The 20,436-nt window shown below is 48.6% G+C and carries 19 protein-coding genes and 2 pseudogenes; 11 read left to right on the forward strand and 10 right to left on the reverse strand.

The window, feature by feature from the left end; translation table 11 throughout:
* Window positions 1–46 precede the first annotated feature (46 nt).
* The 3 genes from tcyN to dcyD are packed head-to-tail and all read right to left on the reverse strand — an operon-like array spanning window position 47 to window position 2,465.
* A complete protein-coding gene (tcyN, locus tag A7589_RS03995) occupies window positions 47–799 on the reverse strand; it encodes an L-cystine ABC transporter ATP-binding protein TcyN (RefSeq protein WP_001273017.1) in 753 nt (250 codons plus the stop codon).
* Entirely contained in the window at window positions 796–1,464 is a 669-nt protein-coding gene (gene tcyL / locus A7589_RS04000) for a cystine ABC transporter permease (RefSeq protein WP_001158229.1), read from the reverse strand. Before tcyL ends, tcyN begins: the two co-directional genes overlap by 4 nt.
* Before the next feature lie 14 nt (window positions 1,465–1,478).
* Complete coding sequence (gene dcyD / locus A7589_RS04005) at window positions 1,479–2,465, reverse strand: D-cysteine desulfhydrase (protein ID WP_001128249.1); 987 nt, start codon at window positions 2,463–2,465, stop codon at window positions 1,479–1,481.
* A gap of 239 nt (window positions 2,466–2,704) precedes the next feature.
* Between dcyD and A7589_RS23195 the strand changes: the two are divergent.
* The 3 genes and pseudogenes from A7589_RS23195 to A7589_RS04020 form a co-directional block, all read left to right on the forward strand.
* A pseudogene (locus A7589_RS23195) lies at window positions 2,705–2,839 on the forward strand (tyrosine-type recombinase/integrase); the annotation flags it as partial.
* Window positions 2,840–3,275: 436 nt separating this feature from the next.
* Window positions 3,276–7,247: an autotransporter outer membrane beta-barrel domain-containing protein gene (locus A7589_RS04015; protein ID WP_108188731.1), complete on the forward strand. Its 3,972-nt coding sequence runs from the start codon at window positions 3,276–3,278 to the stop codon at window positions 7,245–7,247.
* A gap of 23 nt (window positions 7,248–7,270) precedes the next feature.
* Window positions 7,271–7,512, forward strand: a pseudogene (locus tag A7589_RS04020) (integrase core domain-containing protein); the annotation flags it as partial.
* Between the two features lie 34 nt (window positions 7,513–7,546).
* Here A7589_RS04020 and tcyJ read toward each other — a convergent pair.
* From tcyJ to A7589_RS04040, 4 genes are all read right to left on the reverse strand, one after another.
* Window positions 7,547–8,347 (reverse strand): cystine ABC transporter substrate-binding protein, encoded by an 801-nt coding sequence (gene tcyJ, locus A7589_RS04025; protein ID WP_000779810.1) that lies wholly within the window; start codon window positions 8,345–8,347, stop codon window positions 7,547–7,549.
* An 87-nt stretch (window positions 8,348–8,434) separates the two neighbouring features.
* Window positions 8,435–8,986 carry a flagella biosynthesis regulatory protein FliZ gene (gene fliZ / locus A7589_RS04030; RefSeq protein WP_024257326.1) on the reverse strand — a complete coding sequence of 184 codons (552 nt, stop codon included), beginning with the start codon at window positions 8,984–8,986 and terminating at the stop codon, window positions 8,435–8,437.
* Window positions 8,987–9,031: 45 nt separating this feature from the next.
* Window positions 9,032–9,751, reverse strand: coding sequence for an RNA polymerase sigma factor FliA (gene fliA, locus A7589_RS04035; protein ID WP_000839543.1), 720 nt, complete (start codon window positions 9,749–9,751; stop codon window positions 9,032–9,034).
* 303 nt (window positions 9,752–10,054) lie between these two features.
* Window positions 10,055–11,398: a FliC/FljB family flagellin gene (locus tag A7589_RS04040; protein ID WP_000079761.1), complete on the reverse strand. Its 1,344-nt coding sequence runs from the start codon at window positions 11,396–11,398 to the stop codon at window positions 10,055–10,057.
* A gap of 245 nt (window positions 11,399–11,643) precedes the next feature.
* Between A7589_RS04040 and fliD the strand changes: the two genes are divergently transcribed.
* The 4 genes from fliD to amyA all read left to right on the forward strand — a co-directional run bounded on the left by fliD (window position 11,644) and on the right by amyA (window position 15,425).
* Entirely contained in the window at window positions 11,644–13,059 is a 1,416-nt protein-coding gene (fliD, locus tag A7589_RS04045; RefSeq protein ID WP_108188732.1) for a flagellar filament capping protein FliD, read from the forward strand.
* A gap of 15 nt (window positions 13,060–13,074) precedes the next feature.
* Window positions 13,075–13,485: a flagellar export chaperone FliS gene (fliS, locus tag A7589_RS04050; RefSeq protein ID WP_000286601.1), complete on the forward strand. Its 411-nt coding sequence runs from the start codon at window positions 13,075–13,077 to the stop codon at window positions 13,483–13,485.
* A complete protein-coding gene (fliT, locus tag A7589_RS04055) occupies window positions 13,485–13,850 on the forward strand; it encodes a flagella biosynthesis regulatory protein FliT (protein WP_001015043.1) in 366 nt (121 codons plus the stop codon). The genes fliS and fliT overlap by 1 nt, the downstream gene beginning before the upstream one ends.
* A gap of 87 nt (window positions 13,851–13,937) precedes the next feature.
* The gene (gene amyA, locus A7589_RS04060; protein WP_001245675.1) at window positions 13,938–15,425 is read left to right on the forward strand and encodes an alpha-amylase; all 1,488 of its coding nucleotides are present in this window, start codon (window positions 13,938–13,940) and stop codon (window positions 15,423–15,425) included.
* Window positions 15,426–15,458: 33 nt separating this feature from the next.
* On the opposite strand, the gene yedD is transcribed toward amyA, so the two are convergent.
* Entirely contained in the window at window positions 15,459–15,872 is a 414-nt protein-coding gene (yedD, locus tag A7589_RS04065) for a lipoprotein YedD (protein ID WP_010354207.1), read from the reverse strand.
* A gap of 185 nt (window positions 15,873–16,057) precedes the next feature.
* Here yedD and yedE point away from each other — a divergent pair, with 185 nt between their 5' ends.
* Both yedE and yedF read left to right on the forward strand, forming a co-directional pair.
* A complete protein-coding gene (gene yedE, locus A7589_RS04075; protein WP_000118928.1) occupies window positions 16,058–17,263 on the forward strand; it encodes a selenium metabolism membrane protein YedE/FdhT in 1,206 nt (401 codons plus the stop codon).
* Complete coding sequence (yedF, locus tag A7589_RS04080) at window positions 17,260–17,493, forward strand: sulfurtransferase-like selenium metabolism protein YedF (protein WP_000790504.1); 234 nt, start codon at window positions 17,260–17,262, stop codon at window positions 17,491–17,493. The genes yedE and yedF overlap by 4 nt, the downstream gene beginning before the upstream one ends.
* A 126-nt stretch (window positions 17,494–17,619) precedes the next feature.
* Here yedF and zinT read toward each other — a convergent pair whose 3' ends face one another.
* On the reverse strand, window positions 17,620–18,267 hold the full coding sequence (zinT, locus tag A7589_RS04085; RefSeq protein ID WP_105282720.1) for a metal-binding protein ZinT: 648 nt from the start codon (window positions 18,265–18,267) through the stop codon (window positions 17,620–17,622).
* A 223-nt stretch (window positions 18,268–18,490) separates the two neighbouring features.
* Here zinT and A7589_RS04090 point away from each other — a divergent pair, with 223 nt between their 5' ends.
* Together A7589_RS04090 and pliG are read left to right on the forward strand one after the other, a co-directional pair.
* Complete coding sequence (locus A7589_RS04090) at window positions 18,491–18,895, forward strand: DUF1398 family protein (RefSeq protein WP_000373062.1); 405 nt, start codon at window positions 18,491–18,493, stop codon at window positions 18,893–18,895.
* A gap of 185 nt (window positions 18,896–19,080) precedes the next feature.
* The gene (gene pliG, locus A7589_RS04095; RefSeq protein WP_000700155.1) at window positions 19,081–19,482 is read left to right on the forward strand and encodes a g-type lysoyme inhibitor PliG; all 402 of its coding nucleotides are present in this window, start codon (window positions 19,081–19,083) and stop codon (window positions 19,480–19,482) included.
* 589 nt (window positions 19,483–20,071) lie between these two features.
* On the opposite strand, the gene fliE is transcribed toward pliG, so the two are convergent.
* Window positions 20,072–20,386, reverse strand: coding sequence for a flagellar hook-basal body complex protein FliE (gene fliE, locus A7589_RS04105; protein WP_024257392.1), 315 nt, complete (start codon window positions 20,384–20,386; stop codon window positions 20,072–20,074).
* Window positions 20,387–20,436: the final 50 nt, after the last annotated feature.

A 20,436-nucleotide genomic window follows, 5' to 3' on the forward strand; every position in this document is an offset into this window, starting at 1 on the left:
GTTTTCGCCCCGACTAAAAAGCGGCCGGGGCTGATTTTTTCTTATTTTATTGCAACAGAAACTTCTCAAGGAACTGGCGTGTGCGGGGATGCTGAGGATCGGCAAATAAGGTTTTTGCAGGTCCCTGCTCTACTATCCGCCCTTGATCCATAAAGATCGCGCGGTCAGCAACGTCACGGGCAAAGCTCATTTCGTGCGTCACAATCACCATGGTGCGCTTTTCCTGTGCCAACTGGCGTATGGTATTCAGGACTTCCCCCACCAGCTCAGGATCCAGCGCCGAAGTAGGTTCGTCAAACAGAATGACTTCAGGTCGCATCGCCAGCGCACGCGCAATCGCCACACGTTGCTGTTGACCGCCGGACAAACGACGCGGATAGCTGGTCTCTTTCCCTTCCAGTCCAACTTTTGCCAGCAGCTCGCGAGCGCGCGCCGTGGCCTCCTCCTTCGGCTCGCCTTTAACGATCACCGGCCCTTCAATAATGTTTTCCAGCACTGTGCGATGCGGAAACAGATTAAAATTCTGAAAGACAAATCCGACATGCTGGCGCAACTGGCGAATCAGCGATTTTTGCTGGCTTAACGAACGCGCAGTATCAATAGTGATATCGCCAACGGTGATGCTCCCCGCCTCCGGTTGTTCCAGCAAATTTATGCTGCGTAGCAACGTGGTTTTGCCGGAGCCACTTGGGCCGATAATCGCCACCACTTCGCCGGTTTTGACCTCCAGATCGATACCGTGCAGTACCGTCTGACCGTGGAATTTTTTCACCAGGTTTTTAACTTCTATGGCACTCATTTTGGCTCTCTCTCCTGGCGGTTTAGTTGATTCTCAAAATGGTTCTGTAGCGTCGATAACACTGTCGCCATAATCCAGTAGATGAGCGAAGCCGCCAGATACATGGTGAAAACTTCCAGCGTGCGCGAGGTAATCAACTGCGCCTGACGAAACAGCTCCGGCACCTGAATCGTCGCTGCCAGCGAGGTATCTTTTACCAGGCTGATAAAGCTGTTCGACAGTGGCGGCAGTGCCACCCGAGCCGCCTGCGGCAAAATTGCGCGACGCATGGTCTGCCATGGCGTCATGCCAATACTGGCGGCGGCTTCCCACTGGCCTTTATCAATAGATGAAATGGCGGCGCGCAGCGTTTCGGCAGCATAGGCAGCGGTGTTCAGTGACAGGCCAATCATCGCCGACGGAATCGGATCTAATTCAATGCCAAACTGCGGTAGGCCGTAGTAGATCATAAACAGTTGCGCGATGAGCGGCGTACCGCGAAAAATGGAAATGTAAAAACGCGCCAGCCAGCGCACGGGCCAGAGCGGCGACAGGCGCATCAGCGCGAGAATAAATCCCAGCAGTAAGCCAAAAAACATGCCGCCGATACTGAGTTGCAGCGTATACCCAGCCCCTTTAAGCAGGAACGGCAAAGAATCAATAACCAGTTGTATACTTTCTTGCATGAGCGTTTCCGGGGCTAGACGTGAGGATGATAGGCGAACAGCGCAGGCGCGCCGCCAGTATGAATAAACAGAATCGGCCCTTCGTCTTTGAAGCGTTTCTGACTGATGCCATCAATCAGCCCCGCCATCGCTTTTCCGGTATACACAGGATCAAGCAGAATGCCTTCCAGCCGCGCCAACAGTTTCACCGCTTCCATGCCTTCGTCGTTCGGCACGCCGTAGCCAGGCGCAAAATAGTCATCCCAGAGTAAAATTTCCGCTGATGCGCTCAGTTCCAGTTCTTTCGCGATTGCCTGTTGTAGGTTAACCACTTTTGGCAACTGGTCAGCAACGGAACGTGACACGGTCACGCCAATCAGTTCGCTTTCTGGCATTAGATGTTCCAGTCCTACTGCCAGTCCGGCGTGAGTTCCGGCGCTGCCCGAAGCCACCACCACCGAAGAAATATTAACCGCCCCTTCACACTGTTGCGCGATTTCCAGCGCGCTCTCCACATAGCCCAGCGCGCCTAAAGCATTAGAACCTCCAACTGGAATGACGTACGGACGGAACCCTTGCGCTTCGACTCGCGTTGCCAGCTCTTCCAGTTGGGCATTGGGATCGGTCAGCGCATCGCACATTTCAATCTGGGTATTGAAGAGATCCAACAACAAGCGATTGCCGTTGGTTAAATAGTTTTCTGCGGCTGTTCCGATAGGATTCTCCAGCAGCGCCACACAATGCAGCCCAAGTTTTGCGGCGACGGCGGCCGTCTGGCGCACGTGGTTAGACTGAATCGCTCCGGCGGTAATCAGAGTGTCGGCACCTTCACGCAGGGCATCTGCCGCGAGAAACTCCAGTTTGCGTAATTTATTGCCACCCATCGCCATCGGTGTGACGTCATCCCGTTTAATGAAAATTTCCCGCCCAAGATAATCAGAAAGACGCGGCAGATATTCGAGCGGCGTTGGTGCGCCGATAAACTCCAGCCGTGGGAAACGAGTTAAATTATGCAGTGGCATAAAAGCCTCCGGTGTGTGTTGTTGTGATATTGTTATTATGCACGCAAAAAACGCTTAAATAAAAAAGGCGCTAATTAAAGCACCTTTTTTGTCATTATGCCCCGTCCAGAACAGCGTTGACACGTTTCTGGCTGTGATTTCACCCGATGGATGCAACACACTGGTTGAACCGCTCTGCGGGTGATTCATACTCTGGCGTTTTATCGGTCTTTCGTTGAGCGTCTGGCAACTGTAGTAGTCACGGATTCCGGGTGATGGCATGTAGTGCATTAATAGAATCAGGTTTGTGGTCCCGTGATACTGTTGAATGTCCGATGGATCATCAGGAACGTAACGGTGTAAAGGCTGCTTATATCCATAAAGCAGAACATCTGATGTCCCCTGGTTACGGGGATAACTTCTCCTGGCATTTTCGGTTGTTCAAGTCTGGTTATCCCCCCATTCATTAATATGAAAATCATTATCTCTGCATTAATTATTATTTATACCTAAGTCTATTTTTAGGAAAAGAATATTATATTCTCCGAGAATATTTTTAGACACTTTTCCTATAAAAGAAGCAGAGAAACACTCACTATCTAAAATTACACTAATCAATAAACAAACTAACATCCAGAAAACATTACAATTTCAAATTACTCATCAAAAAAAATCAACCTGATTGCTTGAGATAGATTTTTTCTGTTTATTTGCAATAATGCTCGCATCGAGCATTTGTATGATGATTAGATAATACATATTATTTCCCAATGACATTTACACAGTCAAAAAATTTAACCCACCATTCTTAAAGAAAAAATTGGAGCTTTTGTGAAAATCAAAATTAATAAAAAAGAAAAGTTTAATGTATATATAAACAACAGAAAAACATTCGGCATAACGCAAGAGGGAATGAAGACAACGTTACTATGCAGCCTTATATCTGCCACTCTGGCCATTCAGCCTGCTTTGGGAGCTAAAAAGGAAGTTACTCTTTCTGAAGGAAACCCTGCTGAAATATCTGAAAATATCATTGGTGCTGATGGCTCGCAGGACAGGCCGGATAATGATGATGGGGAGGCCGGTGAAGATGCTCTCATTGTTAATGTTGTACCCGGTTCGTTACAGAATGAAAATATCCTGACAATTAACAGCGGTACTAGCATTAGTGGCGGTGAAGGCGGATGGGCTGGTGATGATGATGTTACTAAAATGGGCTCTGCAGGGGGCCAGGGCGGTACAGCCATTACTGGAAATAATTTTACTCTTGTTAATTCTGGTTATATTTCCGGTGGTAAGGGTGGTTGGGGAGGTTATGGTAATGGCGGAGGCGATGGAGGTGAAGCGGGCACCGCTATTTCCGGAGATGATCTTACCATTACAAACAACGGAAGCATTACAGGTGGCAATGGCGGAATGCCTGGAGCCAGTGGTTATGGCGATGAAAGCGGTGGTTTAACTGGGACTCCTGCTGTTGGTGGAACTGCCATATCTGGCAATAATCTTCAAATAAGCAATAACGGAAATATCACTGCCGGGCAAGGTAGTAGTGGTGCCTGGTGGGCGGTATGGGGGTCTTCTGCCGGCAACGGAGGGAATGGAGGCACGGCCATATCCGGAAATAATATGGAGATAACAAATAATAATCACATTACAGGTGGCCAGGGGGGGGATGGTGCTCGCGGTGGCGAAGGTAGTGTCGAATTTACTACCGTTCAGAATATTAATGGAAGTAGCGGTGGTAATGGTGGTATTGGGGGGACTGCTATATATGGTAATAATATTAAGATAAATAATACGGGAGATATAACTGGCGGACAGGGGGGCACTGGTGGTGAAGGTGGTAGAGGTGGTACAGATGAATATGAACACGCTGGTTCAACTACCCCTGGTACTGGTGGTACTGGTGGAATTGGAGGTACCGGTGGGATTGCCATATCTGGAAATAATATTGAAATAAATAATTATGGAAATATTATTGGCGGAAATGGCGGTACTGGTGGTGATGGAGGTAGTCCCGGTGAAAGTTATGATACTGGAAATACTGGTGACGGAGGTGATGGTGGCAACGGAGGTAATGGTGGCACCGCTATATCCGGGAGTAATATTACGATAAATAATCATGGCGGAATTTTTCCTGGTAGTGGAGGACAGGAAGGTAACGCTAACTTCTCCGGGGCTGGAGGGATATCTGGTAACAGAGGGCAAGATTGTGACACCGCAATATCTCTGAATGGTGGAGCTAACTTGTTAAATCTCTACGCCGGTTCGACCATTCAAGGTGATATTGTTTTGAATAATGTTGTAAATAATGCCGATGGTAATTCTCTGTCCATTACAAATAAAGACTCCGCCAGCTCTGAGATAAAAGGCAATCTGAGTGCGGGTACAGGTACACATGTTTCCGTTTCGGGAGCTGATGTCACTTTTAGCGGAAGTTCGGTATTTGACAGAGATTCATCGCTGAATATGGGTACAGGTTCCAGTCATTTAACTGCCAACAGTATTCAGTTCAATAACGGTGCAGTGCTTAATGTTGATACTGCCATGACAATATGGAAGCAAAATGAGTACGGCTTGTTGACGACCTCCGACGGCATAACAGGGCTCTCTGAAAATAATATTTATCAGCATAATAATCTACTGAGTGATGGTGCCGAAGACTATGTTTTAACATCACTTAGTGGTAACGGGCAGACAGTAAAAGAGGTTAGTTCTTCCCTGAAGTGGAATGACCCCTCAGGAAATGGATATGGCACGTTTGATCTGAGAAATGGCGCGGTGTTAGAGCTAAAGGTACGACTTGCAGATAACAATGCTGCTCAGTTATCTCATGGCTGGGATGGAAAAACGCTGACCAAAGCCGGCGAAGGAACACTGATTCTGTCCTCCCAAAACACTTACACGGGTGTAACAGACATCCGTGGCGGCAATGTCCGCATGAACAGCAACAGTGCTCTGGGACAGACCAGCGAGATTCGCCTGGCAGCTGACACCATGCTGGATATGAACGGTCACAGCCAGACCGCAGGTAAACTGAACAGCGCAGCAGGTTCCATACTGAACATTAATGGCGGTAATCTGACCCTCGCAGGTGGAGGCCTGTCTGCAGGTACCCTCATCGGCTCTGGCTCCCTGAACATCAGCGGTGGCGTGTTCGCTATTACTGGTGCCACCCGCGCCCTGAATGCCACCACCACTATCGCAGAAAAGGCAATGGTGAAGGTGCTTAATACTGACGGACTGGGAGCAGGCTCGGTTAACACTGCCGGCACACTGATTCTGGGCAAGGCTGATGCACCTGTCATGCTTGCCAACAGCCAGGTCACCATCTCTCAGCAGGGGACACTCTCCGGCTCTGGTGGTGTCGCCGGGAACGTAACCAACAGCGGTACTCTTGACCTGAGAGCCGATGCCCCGGGTAATGTACTGACGATCGGGGGTAACTATACCGGTAACAATGGCATACTGCTCATGAACACCGCTCTGGGAAATGACAGCTCCGCAACAGACAAACTTGTAATCAGAGGCGATGCCTCCAGTCAGACACGTGTGATTGTTATAAATGCAGGTGGTACCGGAACACAGACACTAAACGGTATTGAGTTGATTCATGTCGACGGAAATGCTGACAGTGCTGAATTTATTCAGGCTGGGCGTATTGCTGCCGGGGCTTATGACTACACGCTGGGACGTGGTCAGGGAAGCAACAGTGATAACTGGTATCTGACCAGTGGTAAAAACACTCCGTTCCTGCTGCGCGCTCTGAAAGCAATGCAACCCCCTGCCCCTGAACCTGCTCCGGGTGGTCATGACAACGACCTGCGTCCGGAAGCTGGCTCCTACACAGCGAACATTGCTGCAGCAAACACCATGTTCGTATCCCGTCTTTATGAACGCCAGGGGCCGATGCATTACACTGATGTGATTACCGGTGAGCAGAAAGAAACCAGCATGTGGATGCACCATGAAGGGGGACACAACCGCTGGCGTGACGGTACAGGCCAACTGAAAACACAGGGTAACCGTTACGTCCTGCAGATGGGCGGTGACCTGGCTCACTGGAGCCGGAACAGCTCTGACCGCTGGCATCTGGGGGTTATGGCTGGTTACGGTAATGACCATAACAATACAGATTCTGTACGTACCGGATACAGTTCAAAAGGCAGTGTGAAAGGATACAACACAGGTCTGTATGCCACCTGGTATGCTAATGATGAGACACATAGCGGGGCTTATCTGGATAGCTGGGCACAGTACAGTTGGTTCGATAACGATGTGAAAGGTGACGGCCTGCCGGGGGAATCCTGGAAATCAAAAGGTCTGACAGCCTCACTGGAAACCGGTTATGCCTGGAAAGCCGGTGAGTTTACCGGTAGCCATGGCAGTCTGAACGAATGGTATGTCCAGCCTCAGGCTCAGGTTATCTGGATGGGCGTAAAAGCTGATGAGCACCACGAACGCAATGGTACCCATGTTGAAAGCACCGATGATGGCAACGTCCGTACCCGTCTGGGTGTGAAAACCTGGATTAAGGGGCACAACAGAATGAACGGCGGCAAATCCCATGAGTTCCGTCCGTTCGTTGAGGTGAACTGGCTGCACAACACCCGTGATTTTGGCACCTGCATGAACGGTGTGACGGTACATCAGGACGGCGCCAGCAATATCGGAGAAGTAAAAACCGGTGTTGAGGGACAGATAAATGACCATCTGAACCTGTGGGGCAATGTGGGTGTACAGATCGGTGACGAGGGATACAGCGACGCCTCTGCCATGCTGGGTGTGAAGTATACATTCTGAACCGGGTAGTTTAGTGGCCAGCTCTTTATCAGTCAGTGCATGAGAGAAACGGGATAACCTGTTCAATGACCGTTGGTTATGACTGCGACCAGAATGCACTGGCTGAACGAATAAATGAGATCCTGAAAAATGAGTTTTACTCTCGAGTCCTACAAACCTGACGTAGCCCCAGGAAATGGTAAAAAAATCCGTGGCAATTTATAACCATGAGCGACCACACCTGGCACTGAAATACAAAACGCCCGATGGAGTTCATCAGGCGTTTTACAGACAGAAAACTGTCAACTTAAAGCAGGTGATTATTTGGTCACATCAGCACCAAACCATTTTTCGGAAAGGGCTTGCAGGGTGCCGTCTTTTTGCATTTCTGCAATGGCATCGTTAACCGCTTTCAGCAGGTCTTCGTTACCTTTACGCAGCGCCACACCTGACTCCTGGCGGGAGAAGGCTTCGCCGGTTACTGCCAGCGTATCATTGGTTTTTTTCACCAAATCCAGCGCAGCCAGACGATCAACCAGGATGGCATCAATACGACCTACACGCAGATCCTGATATTTGGTCGGATCATCATCATAGGTACGCACATCAACACCCTGAACATTCTGCCGCAGCCACTCTTCGTAGTTAGTCCCCAGACCAACGCCAACTTTTTTACCTTTCAAATCGTCGGCGGTTTTAATGGTTCCTTCATTGCCTTTTTTCACCAGCGCCTGAATACCGGAAATGGTGTACGGGGTAGAGAAATCGTATTTTTTCTTACGTTCATCAGAGATGGTGACCTGATTAATCACCACATCGATGCGCTTAGAATCCAGTGACGCCAGCATACCGTCCCACTTTGTCGGTTTTAATGCGGCTTCCACGCCCAGATGTTTTGCCAGTTGTTGCGCAAATTCCACTTCAAAACCGGTCAATTTACCGTCATCGCCCTGAAAGCTAAACGGCGGGTAAGTTCCTTCCAGTCCCACCAGCAAAGTACCCCGCTCTTTCACTTTATTGAGCAGACCTTCGTCGGCAAAACTTTTCACGCTCATACCCGCAACCAGCGCCACAGCCATAACCCCCATCAGCGCCTGACGTCCCAGATGTACTAATTTCATATTCACCCCGAATGTTGTTATGTTGGTTTGCAGTGTAGAGCCATTGTTCGAAGACACAAAAACAACTCTGCTACATCTTATTCTTATTTAATATATATCAGAAGCTGACAGGCTGGGGGATTTCTGCGTAAGGTCACCACGGGTTTGCATCTGGTAGCACTGGTACTTACGTAATGCGATGCGATAATTATTGGTGCTGGTGGTGGGCAGCCAGGGAGCCAGGTTTTCATCAAGAAAACCATCCTGCAGCAGGTCGGAGGAAATATCGTGTTCGCTTAAATAATTTCCCAAACGACGTAGGCGTACCACATATTCGCGCACGGTGCCGGGGCTCATTTCAGTATGATCAAAGAGAAACTGTTTAAAGCCGATAATATCAAAAAAATCACTCTGGGTTTTGCAATGTAAATCGCCGCAGAAACGGCATAATGCCGCCCATGATTTTTGTTCCTCAAACCAGCCATTTTCATCAAGCAGTGTATCAAGGCGAGATATCGCGATTTTATTCACTATCTTGCCATCGCGAACGAGAGTAATGCGATCGAGTAATTTACGGCAATATGCGCAATGAGTCTGGCTATGTTTAAAGTCTTTAAGATAGCGACTCAATGGCCGCCTTTTCTGGTGCTGCGCCATTATTAAGAACTCCTGGTATTCAAAATTAATGTGCGGCATTTACCTAAGTTATAACTTACCCAGTTTGGTGCGTAACCGTTTAATAGCCTGGCTATGTAACTGACTGACCCGAGATTCACCGACTTCCAGCACTGCGCCAATCTCTTTGAGATTAAGCTCTTCCTGGTAATAGAGCGTTAATACCAACTGTTCGCGCTCCGGTAACATTTCGATGGCTTCCATCACCCGCTGACGCAAATTACCGTCCAGTAATTGCTGTAATGGGTTATCCCGCTGATGATCGTCAGTAACCAGTTCAATGCTATCACCGTGCTCTTCGCGCCACTCATCATAAGAGAAAAGTTGGCTGTTATTAGTATCAAGCAACATTTGTCGATAGTCGGCGATTTCAATCCCTAAACGTTCTGCCACTTCAGTTTCTGTGGCATTGCGGCCAAGTTCCTGCTCCAGTTGCCCTATTGCCTGTGCCACTTCACGTGCATTGCGTCGCACGCTGCGCGGCACCCAGTCACGGCTGCGAAGTTCATCCAGCATAGCACCACGGATACGCTGCACTGCGTAAGTTGTAAATGCCGTTCCTTGCAGGGCATCATAACGTTCAACAGCATTAAGTAATCCAATGCCGCCTGCCTGTAGCAGATCGTCAAGTTCTACACTCGCGGGCAGTCGAACCTGCAGGCGCAATGCTTCGTGACGCACCAGCGGGATATAACGCTGCCACAGCGAATGTTTATCCATTACACCTTCAGCGGTATAGAGTGATTTCACGATAAACAGCCCTGCGTTATATAAATAATCGGCATAATTATCCGTTTCTGCAGGTTTTTTAATCGGACGATTAATGGGTGAAATAAGGGGTTATTTGGGGTAATCGGTAAATAACGAGCAGAATAACCCCGCCGGAGCGGGGTTAAGATAGATGACAAGGTCCGCCTCATCTTGCCGGATGCGGCGTGAACGCCTTATTCGGCCTACGCGAATATGCAAATTTATTAATTGCGATTCACCTTGTAGGCAGATAAGCGCAGCGCATCAGGCAATTTGGCGTTTGCTGTCATTATATTACGACGATTAGCCTTGCAGCAGAGACAGAACTTGTTGCGGCACCTGGTTAGCTTTAGACAACACGGAGTTACCCGCCTGCTGGATGATCTGCGCTTTCGACATGTTAGACACTTCGGTCGCATAGTCGGCGTCCTGAATACGGGACTGCGCTTCAGACAGGTTGGTGGTGGTGTTGTTCAGGTTAGTGACCGCAGAATCCAGACGGTTTTGTACGGCACCGAGGGAGGAGCGGAAAGTATCAACTTGTGAGATCGCTTTGTCTAAAAGTGCCAGTGGATCGTTGGTTGCAGTACCAGAAAATGTTGCTGTTGCCGCTGTTTTTACCGAGCCATTAGCATTGAGTTCATCAGTAAGCTGGATTGTTGTGGCTTCACTTGTTGCAGTGTCACCACCGTTTTCAATTGCATCCTTACCGTCTGCACCAGCAAGGTAATCTTTGCCTTGAATAGTAACATAGCCAACAGCCGTGCCAGCACTATTCGTCGTGACCTTGATAGGCTGACCTGTCTGTGTTGCTGTGGTAACACCGTTCGCAGGATCAGTGAAAGTAACATCGGTGGTATTAAGTTTAACAACGCCACCAGCATTAACGGAAGCCGAATAGAAGTCATTACCAGACTGAACAACATAGGTTCCTGTCGCTTTACCATCCGCGCTTTGTACGTTATGTAGGGACAAGCCTGATGTATCACTTATTCCCAACGTTTTGGCCATTGCGGCGGCAGCAGCATCGTCCGTACCAAATTTAACCGTAACCGGGGCATCGCCAGCATTAGCACCAGGAACTGTAGTTATCGCATCGCTAACTTTTAATGCGTTCCCTGATACCGAGAAACCTTTCAATCCCAGCGTTGAAGAGTCAATTTTCTGCAAATCGATAGAGATGGTCTGCCCATCATTCGCGCCAACCTGAATCTTCATCGAACCGTCTTTCGCCAGCACGTTCACGCCGTTGAACTGGGTCTGACCGGAAACACGGTCAATTTCATCCAGACGGGATTTGATTTCATCCTGAATAGAAGACAGGTCAGAATCAGAGTTAGTGCCGGTCGTCGCCTGAACGGTCAACTCACGCACACGCTGCAAGTTGTTGTTGATTTCAGACAGTGCGCCTTCTGCGGTCTGCGCCAGAGAAATACCGTCATTAGCGTTACGCGCGGCCTGAGTCAGACCTTTAATGTTAGAAGTGAAGCGGTTAGCAATCGCCTGACCTGCGGCGTCATCTTTCGCGCTGTTAATACGCAGACCAGAAGAGAGGCGCTCGATAGAAGTCGACAGCGCAGACTGGTTTTTGTTGATGTTGTTCTGAGTGATCAGCGAGAGGCTGTTGGTATTAATGACTTGTGCCATGATTTATTTTCCTGTTTTCAAGTCTACGGTTTAAGTATTGGGCTTCCACCCTTCGGCTTCGTCGCCGTCAACCCTGTTATCGTCTGGTCTCTCACAACCTTTAGAATTTTTTTCTAGCGGTCGAAATACTCCCCTTCCTCGTTGCTGTTCGTGTCATTAAGCCAAAAAATAAATCGTAAACTTTGCCCCGCTTACGCCGATAACCCCGGTATTCGTTCTACATGTCGCATGATTAAGGAATCAATATGGCTAGTATTTCAACGCTTGGGGTTGGGTCGGGGCTGGACTTAAGCAGCATCCTCGACAGTCTGGAGGCGGCAGAAAAATCTACCCTGACGCCGATATCAAAACAGCAAAGCTCTTACACCGCGAAACTGAGCGCCTACGGGACGCTGAAAAGCGCACTGGAGAGTTTCCAGACCGCCAACACAGCACTGAATAAAGCCGATTTATTTACCGCCACCTCAACCACCAGCAGTTCATCGGCTTTCAGCGCCACCACCACGGGCAGCGCGATTGCCGGGAAATACACCATTAGCGTCAGCCAACTGGCGCAGGCTCAGACGCTGACCACCAAAAATAGTCAAAAAGACAGTAAAGCCGCCATCGCCACCAGCGATAGCGTACTGACCATCCAGCAAGGCGGCGGTAAAGATCCGGTCACGATTGATATCAGCGCGGTCAACTCGTCACTTTCCGGTATTCGTGATGCCATTAACAACGCCAAAGCTGGCGTCAGCGCCAGTATCATCAATGTGGGTAACGGCGAGTATCGTCTGTCCATCACCGCTAACGATACGGGCAGCGATAACGCGATGAAACTTAGCGTCAGCGGCGACAGCGCCCTGGAAAATTTTATGGGTTACAACGGAACTTCGGGTGATAGCAGCAATGGCATGATTGAAAGCGTCACCGCGCAAAACGCCAAACTGACGGTCAATAACGTTGAGATTGAAAACAGCAGTAACACTATCAGTGACGCGCTGGAAGATATCACCCTCAACCTGAATGACGTCACCACCGGTAATCAGACACTGACCATCAGTAAAGACACATCCAAAGCTGAAAATGCGATTAAAGCGTGGGTGGATGCCTATAACACATTGCAGGATACGTTCAGCAGCTTAACCAAATACACCGCAGTCGATGCCGGAGCAGAAAGTCAGGACTCCAGCAATGGCGCATTACTTGGCGACTCCACACTGCGTACCATCCAGACTCAGCTTAAAACCTTGCTCGCCAATACCCACAGCAGTTCAAACTATAAAACGCTGGCACAAATTGGCATTACCAGCGATGCCAGTACCGGCAAGCTGGAAATCGCGACCGACACGCTGCAAACGGCGCTGAAGAAAGATGCCGCTGGCGTCGGTGAAATGTTTATTGGTGACGGTAAAAGTACTGGAGTAACCACCGGCATTAGTAGCAACCTGACCAGTTGGCTCTCCTCCTCCGGGATAATCCAGGCCGCAAAAGATGGCGTCAGCAAAACGCTGAACAATTTGACTGATCAGTACAACGCTGCCAGTGAACGTATCGATACCTTAATGGCGCGCTATAAAGCCCAGTTCACCCAATTAGATGTGTTAATGAACTCGCTGAACTCCACCAGTAGCTATCTGACACAGCAGTTCGACACCTCAAATAGCAGCTCGAAATAATCTTCAGGAGAAACTATGTACAGCGCAAAAGGCACCCAGGCCTATGCCCAAATTGGCGTCGAAAGCGCCGTAATGAGCGCCAGCCAACAACAACTGGTCACCATGCTGTTTGACGGCGTGTTGAGCGCACTGGTAAGAGCGCGCCTGTTTATGCAGGACAACAATCAGGAAGGAAAAGGCGTCTCTTTGTCGAAAGCGATCAGCATTATTGATAACGGGCTGAGGATCGGTCTTGACGAAGAAAGCCAGGACGAATTAACCCAGAATTTGATAGCCCTGTATAGCTATATGATCAGGCGTTTGCTGCAAGCTAATTTACGCAACTATGTCTCCGCAGTTGAAGAAGTGGAAACGTTGATGCGTAACCTTGCCGATGCCTGGAAAGAGTCTTTACTCTCCCCTTCTTTGATTCAGGATCCTGTCTGATGAACCACGCACCGCACTTGTATTTTGCCTGGCAACAACTCGTCGAAAAAAGCCAACTCATGTTACGCCTGGCGACAGAAGGACGATGGGATGAACTCATCGCCAGCGAAATGGAATATGTCAATGCGGTGCAAAAGATCGCACACCTAACGGAAGAAACGGAACCCTCTGCCATGATACAGGAGCAACTCAGACCGCTGCTGCGCCTCGTTCTGGAAAACGAAAACAAAGTAAAACAGTTATTGCAGATTCGGATGGATGAACTGGCGAAACTGGTCGGTCAGTCATCAATGCAAAAATCTGTGTTAAGCGCCTACGGTGATCAGGGGGGCTACGTGCTGGCACCGCAGGAAAACCTCTTTTGAGTTCAGGCAACGCTTAAAGAGATGGTGGCTCGCGAATAATTCGATTACGGCTACGCTTCTAATGTTCCCCTTGAGTGGAGTCGAAGAATGCGTAATCCCACGCTGTTGCAATGTTTTCACTGGTATTACCCGGAAGGCGGCAAGCTCTGGCCTGAACTGGCCGAGCGCGCCGACGGTTTTAATGATATTGGTATCAATATGATCTGGCTGCCACCAGCCTATAAAGGCGCATCGGGCGGGTATTCGGTCGGCTACGACTCTTACGATTTATTTGATTTAGGCGAGTTTGATCAAAAAGGCAGCATCCCCACCAAATATGGCGATAAAGCACAACTGCTGGCCGCCATTGACGCACTCAAACGCAATGACATTGCGGTACTGCTGGACGTGGTTGTCAACCACAAAATGGGCGCAGATGAAAAAGAAGCCATTCGCGTACAGCGCGTCAATGCTGACGATCGCACGCAAATTGATGATGAAATCATTGAGTGCGAAGGCTGGACGCGTTACACCTTTCCCGCTCGTGGCGGGCAATACTCGCAGTTTATCTGGGATTTCAAATGTTTTAGCGGTATCGACCATATCGAAAACCCAAACGAAGACGGTATCTTTAAAATCGTCAACGACTACACCGGCGAAGGCTGGAACGACCAGGTTGATGATGAGCTTGGTAATTTTGACTATCTGATGGGCGAAAATATCGACTTTCGCAACCATGCCGTTACGGAAGAGCTCAAATACTGGGCGCGCTGGGTGATGGAGCAAACGCAATGCGATGGTTTTCGTCTCGACGCAGTAAAACATATTCCGGCCTGGTTTTATAAAGAGTGGATCGAACACGTGCAGGAAGTCGCACCAAAGCCGCTATTTATTGTGGCGGAATACTGGTCGCGCGAAGTTGACAAGCTGCAAACGTATATTGATCAAGTCGAAGGCAAAACCATGCTGTTTGATGCGCCGCTACAGATGAAATTCCACGAAGCATCACGCATGGGGCGCGACTACGACATGACGCAGATATTCACCGGTACGCTGGTGGAAGCCGATCCTTTCCATGCTGTTACGCTGGTCGCCAATCACGACACCCAACCGTTACAAGCCCTCGAAGCGCCGGTTGAACCGTGGTTTAAACCGCTGGCTTATGCCCTTATTTTGCTGCGGGAAAATGGCGTCCCTTCCGTGTTCTACCCTGATTTGTACGGTGCCCATTACGAAGATGTCGGCGGTGACGGGCAAACTTATCCCATAGATATGCCGATAATCGAACAGCTTGATGAGTTGATTCTCGCCCGCCAGCGTTTCGCCCACGGTGTACAGACGTTATTTTTCGACCATCCGAACTGTATTGCGTTTAGTCGCAGCGGTACTGACGAATATCCTGGCTGTGTGGTGGTCATGTCAAACGGCGACGATGGCGAAAAAACCATTAATCTGGGAGAGAATTACGGCAATAAAACCTGGCGCGACTTTCTGGGTAATCGACAAGAGAGCGTAGTAACCGATGAAAACGGCGAAGCGACCTTCTTTTGCAACGGCGGTAGCGTCAGTGTGTGGGTTATCGAAGAGGTGATTTAAATTCATCCCCGGTGGCAAGCCGGGGAGATTTCATTACGGCAGTGGCGTCGGTAACGGCGCTTTATCCAGCGCGGCGGCACATTCAGCCGTCGGACGATTCACGCGTTCCATCGTCATGCCGTCATATTCGATAGTGTTACCATCACGTTCAATTTCATATAGCTCACGTTTGACAGTAACGTTAGTGAGATCATCCAATATCAGCGTCAACTTACCCGGTAAAGCAATCACCCGCTGCCACTGACGACAATCCAGCGTATCCCCCTCTTTAGTAACAATCAGGCTACCTATCGCTTCAGGGCTGACCAGAGCACGCTGCGGCCCTTTGGTCTGCCAGTAACCCGCCAGCCAGTCTGGCGCGGGCGCTTTCACAACATTGTTATAATTTTCAACTTCGGCACAGCCAGCCAGCAGCATAAGTGCGCCTGCAATTGCGAGTTTTTTCATCATTCATCCTGCATGAGAAGAAAAGAGGATTGTGGCATTAATGCCTTGATGCTGCCAGCCTTTCCAGGCCCAAGGTGAAATTTGATCTAACCATTATTTTTGTGAATTATTGCCACGCAAATAAATTCTCCTGGTGTATGATTCGCGACTCTTGTTTAAACCTTCTGAGTTCAGAGGCTACATACATGTCATGGCAGCAATTCAAGCAAGCCTGGTTGATTAAATTCTGGGCCCCCATCCCCGCAGTCATCGCGGCGGGTATTCTCTCCACTTATTATTTTGGCATCACCGGCACCTTTTGGGCAGTGACGGGTGAATTTACCCGCTGGGGCGGTCAGCTCCTGCAACTGTTTGGCGTCCATGCTGAAGAGTGGGGTTATTTTAAAATAATCCATCTGGAAGGATCGCCATTAACCCGCATCGACGGGATGATGATTTTGGGTATGTTTGGCGGCTGTTTTGCCGCTGCTCTGTGGGCCAACAACGTTAAATTACGTATGCCGCGCAGCCGTATCCGCATTATGCAGGCCATTATTGGCGGCATTATCGCCGGTTTCGGCGCGCGTCTGGCGATGGGCTGTAACCTGGCCGCGTTCTTCACCGGTATTCCGCAATTCTCGCTGCACGCCTGGTTCTTTGCCATCGCCACCGCCATCGGTTCATGGTTTGGTGCGCGCTTTACCCTACTGCCGATGTTCCGCATCCCGGTAAAAATGCAGAAAGTCTCTGCCGCATCACCGCTAACACAAAAACCGGATCAGGCACGGCGTCGCTTCCGCCTCGGTATGCTGGTATTTTTCGGTATGCTGGGCTGGGCGCTGCTGACAGCAATGAATCAACCGAAGCTGGGGCTGGCGATGCTGTTTGGCGTCGGCTTTGGCTTACTGATTGAACGCGCGCAAATCTGTTTTACCTCGGCGTTCCGCGATATGTGGATCACCGGACGAACCCATATGGCGAAAGCGATCATTATCGGTATGGCGGTGAGTGCCATCGGTATTTTCAGTTATGTACAGCTAGGCGTAGAACCGAAAATCATGTGGGCGGGGCCGAACGCTGTCATTGGTGGGTTACTGTTTGGTTTTGGTATTGTTCTGGCGGGCGGCTGTGAAACTGGCTGGATGTACCGCGCGGTGGAAGGCCAGGTGCACTACTGGTGGGTTGGACTGGGCAACGTTATCGGCTCGACGATTCTGGCTTATTACTGGGATGATTTCGCCCCGGCGCTGGCAACCGACTGGGAAAAAATCAACCTGCTGAAAACCTTTGGCCCAATGGGCGGCCTGCTGGTGACATATTTACTGCTGTTCGCTGCGTTAATGTTGGTTATCGGCTGGGAGAAACGCTTCTTCCGCCGTGCGGCGCCGCAAACTGCTAAGGAGATCGCATGAAAAATATCGTTCCTGATTACCGTCTTGATATGGTGGGCGAACCCTGCCCTTATCCAGCGGTCGCTACTCTTGAGGCGATGCCGCAGTTAAAGAAAGGTGAGATCCTCGAAGTGGTCAGCGATTGCCCGCAGTCAATTAACAATATTCCGCTGGATGCACGTAATCACGGCTATACCGTACTGGATATCCAGCAAGATGGGCCGACCATTCGTTATTTGATTCAAAAGTAATCTTTTCTCCCGCTGTTTCAGGCAGCGGGAGTGTCTATGCTACAAATGCTCTGCTGTAGAGACAGAGAAAAGTACGCGATATATCAGACAAATATTCTCAAGGATTTATGGCAATCCTGAAATGAATTAGTGATGAAGCATCTCATCCACAATTTCTTTCGTCTGTAACTGATAAGGATAATAAGTTGGCCAGTTGTCCATCTCTTCAAGTAATTGCTGTTGTGACGTATTCCCCATAAATATATGGAAATGAGAGGATTTTCGGGGGGCAATTATATGATCGCTAAACTGCACAAACTTAGGTGCTTTACTGGCAGGCTCCTGGCACTCAAACAGATAACGAACCCCTTTCTTTCCTGATTTATATGTCAATATCTTAAATCCACTATAATTATATTTACAGGAAGTCACCTCCTCTCCTCTGTGGAATTCCATAACACCATTTTCGATACCGATTGTGTCAATATCCGTCGCATATCCTTGCTGATAGTAGGACTTAATATCCGCAAATGATTTACCCGGATCTTTTTCTGCTTTCATTTTAAAAACAGGATCAAGGTCACCACTTTGAAGCAAGGGATATACCGATTGCCAAACACCCTCCCAGTCAGTAAGTTTTCTATCTTTCACGTTATTATCATCAAAAATACCCTCTGCTGCTTTTTGTTCTATTTCTGTCAGTGGTGCCCCATGTGAATGATGCCCATGAGCAAGTGCATAGTTGCCAGTCAATAGTAACCCCAGCGCAAAAGCCAATTTATTAACAACCATCATCCAGTTTATCCTCCCGCTTCAATACTCATTGAATGTTATAACATAACATTTGACGAGTGCAATACTGAAGAACGAATAGCAAAACCTAACCAGACACACGCATCATAACCCTATATTTAGTAGGCCTTTATCACCGGCATTAAGTCATCAGATCTGATTGAAGGAATAGCACCAATCATGCAAACTACAAACTCTCACAACCAACAAGAGATTATTCCCCCTGATGGATCAGGTTGCTATTTTCCAAAAGATGTTTGAGCAAGTGAGAACGGAGCTAAACTTTTCCTGGTTTTACACAGAGTTAAAACGTCATCATATTGCGCATTACATTTACTATCTTGCTACAGATAACATTAGGATCGTCACACACGATGACAAGGTGTTGTTAATAAGAGGAAGCAGAAACCTATTAAAAGTCAGTGCCACTAAGAACCCTGAGCAAGTAATAAAAGCAGCCCGGACTCACATTTCCAGAAAGTCTACTTTTCGGGAATATTGTATAACGCTCGCGAATGCGGGTGTCTTCCGGTGGGTTACTGACGTTAATGATAATAAACGTCGTTACTATTCTATCGATAATACACTCTTATATATTGAAGATGTTGAGAACAATAAACCCTTAATTTAGATGTATTAGCTCATCTCAGATCTGACAGTTATCCGTTATTTGTACAGGTATCTGTCAGATTATCTCTTCCCTGACACCACTCACGCTCCATAGCAACTTCCAGGCGGGAGGCTCATGGAAAATACCTGTCAAAAATTGTTATATTATAACAACAAATAGTTTTTCCATGACTGAGGAGAACACACATGAAAATCAATGGTGTAAGTAAAGCCATTTTTCTTTTTGCACTGCTAACCTCAACGGCCTCTGCCGCTGGCAAGGACGTTAATGTTGAGTTCAGGAAGGGTCATAGTAGTGCGCAGTACTCAGGAGAGATAAAGGGATACGATTACGACACATATAACTTCTATGCCAAAAAAGGCCAGAAGGTGCACGTCAGTATCTCCAATGAGGGTGCTGATATTGTCCTCTTTGGGCCCGGAATCAGCGATTCGGTTGATCTCTCCAGATACTCTCCCGAACTTGATGACAATGGTCAGTACATCCTTCCCGCTTCCGGTAAATATGAGCTAAGAGTGCTTCAAACCCGCAATGACGCTCGTAAAAACAAGGCTAAAAAATACAGCGTCAACATACAGATTAAGTAAACAAGACCGACGGGGCTATCCCCGTCATTACTTTCCTGTACCTGAAAATGACTGTCAGTAACAGACAGGAGCTGGCTGTGACACGGTTTCCCCACATCACACCTACTGGCGCGAGCGACAAACCCACGCCCTGTTTACGCGTTAAATACTTGCTGCTTTAACCGTCTGAATGGCGTGGGGATATATCGGTAAGTGTTACCTAAAAATACGATTAATTTTATGGTTTAAACCTTTTTTAGTTATTAGTAAGATACATGCGCTTCCAAAAAAGCTGGGAAATTCAACAACTCTTGGAAAATTTTTGGCCTTGTCCCGCGGCTCCAATCCGACAGCCGCGTTTCTTTTCACTGTTTAATCCATCGCTAACTTACAAACTTTACCTTCAGGCTTTCAAACACGGAATACAAAAGATCGGCTGCACGGGAGAAGAGAGTCTGGATTGTATCCAGTGCAAAGCGTTGTGGATGGCAGAAAACAATCAGGAGCAGGTATCTATTTTAAATAAGAAATTGAGTGAGTTTGCCCCATCCATGCCCCACGCTGTGGGATCGGATGTCATTAAACATGCATAGTCAACAGGTTATAAAACCTACACCTGCATGGACATCACTTCCTGGTACGCTGCCACCAGCTTATTACGCACCTGAATCCCCATTTGCATCGAAACCGACGCTTTTTGCATATCGGCCATCACATCGTTTAGCGCCACGCCGGGTTCGCCGAGGGTGAATTTTTCTGCCTGCGTGCGGGCGGCGGTTTGCGTATCGCTTATGCGATCGAGAGCGGCATGAAGCTGTCCGGCAAAACTGATAGTGGATTGCGACAGCGGCTCCTGGGCACGCGCACTCATTGCCGTGGCCTGTAACTGGCTGATAACCCCTTCGATCCCTTGTATAGCTGACATACTCATCTCCCAAATAGTTTCTGGTAGCAGAGCCTATCAGCAAGTCAATA

It is taken from the genome of Escherichia sp. MOD1-EC6475 (assembly GCF_003046645.1).
Taxonomy (GTDB): Bacteria; Pseudomonadota; Gammaproteobacteria; order Enterobacterales; family Enterobacteriaceae; genus Escherichia; species Escherichia ruysiae.

Excerpts from the sequence above, each read along its gene's own strand:
- tcyN (WP_001273017.1), bottom strand. The coding sequence starts at position 799 with ATGAGTGCCATAGAAGTTAAAAACCTGGTGAAAAAATTCCACGGTCAG.
- yedF (WP_000790504.1), top strand. The coding sequence starts at position 17,260 with ATGAAAAATATCGTTCCTGATTACCGTCTTGATATGGTGGGCGAACCC.
- fliD (WP_108188732.1), top strand. The coding sequence starts at position 11,644 with ATGGCTAGTATTTCAACGCTTGGGGTTGGGTCGGGGCTGGACTTAAGC.
- zinT (WP_105282720.1), bottom strand. The coding sequence starts at position 18,267 with ATGATGGTTGTTAATAAATTGGCTTTTGCGCTGGGGTTACTATTGACT.
- yedE (WP_000118928.1), top strand. The coding sequence starts at position 16,058 with ATGTCATGGCAGCAATTCAAGCAAGCCTGGTTGATTAAATTCTGGGCC.
- tcyL (WP_001158229.1), bottom strand. The coding sequence starts at position 1,464 with ATGCAAGAAAGTATACAACTGGTTATTGATTCTTTGCCGTTCCTGCTT.
- fliE (WP_024257392.1), bottom strand. The coding sequence starts at position 20,386 with ATGTCAGCTATACAAGGGATCGAAGGGGTTATCAGCCAGTTACAGGCC.
- dcyD (WP_001128249.1), bottom strand. The coding sequence starts at position 2,465 with ATGCCACTGCATAATTTAACTCGTTTCCCACGGCTGGAGTTTATCGGC.
- A7589_RS04090 (WP_000373062.1), top strand. The coding sequence starts at position 18,491 with ATGGATCAGGTTGCTATTTTCCAAAAGATGTTTGAGCAAGTGAGAACG.
- fliS (WP_000286601.1), top strand. The coding sequence starts at position 13,075 with ATGTACAGCGCAAAAGGCACCCAGGCCTATGCCCAAATTGGCGTCGAA.
- amyA (WP_001245675.1), top strand. The coding sequence starts at position 13,938 with ATGCGTAATCCCACGCTGTTGCAATGTTTTCACTGGTATTACCCGGAA.
- A7589_RS04040 (WP_000079761.1), bottom strand. The coding sequence starts at position 11,398 with ATGGCACAAGTCATTAATACCAACAGCCTCTCGCTGATCACTCAGAAC.
- pliG (WP_000700155.1), top strand. The coding sequence starts at position 19,081 with ATGAAAATCAATGGTGTAAGTAAAGCCATTTTTCTTTTTGCACTGCTA.
- fliT (WP_001015043.1), top strand. The coding sequence starts at position 13,485 with ATGAACCACGCACCGCACTTGTATTTTGCCTGGCAACAACTCGTCGAA.
- tcyJ (WP_000779810.1), bottom strand. The coding sequence starts at position 8,347 with ATGAAATTAGTACATCTGGGACGTCAGGCGCTGATGGGGGTTATGGCT.
- yedD (WP_010354207.1), bottom strand. The coding sequence starts at position 15,872 with ATGAAAAAACTCGCAATTGCAGGCGCACTTATGCTGCTGGCTGGCTGT.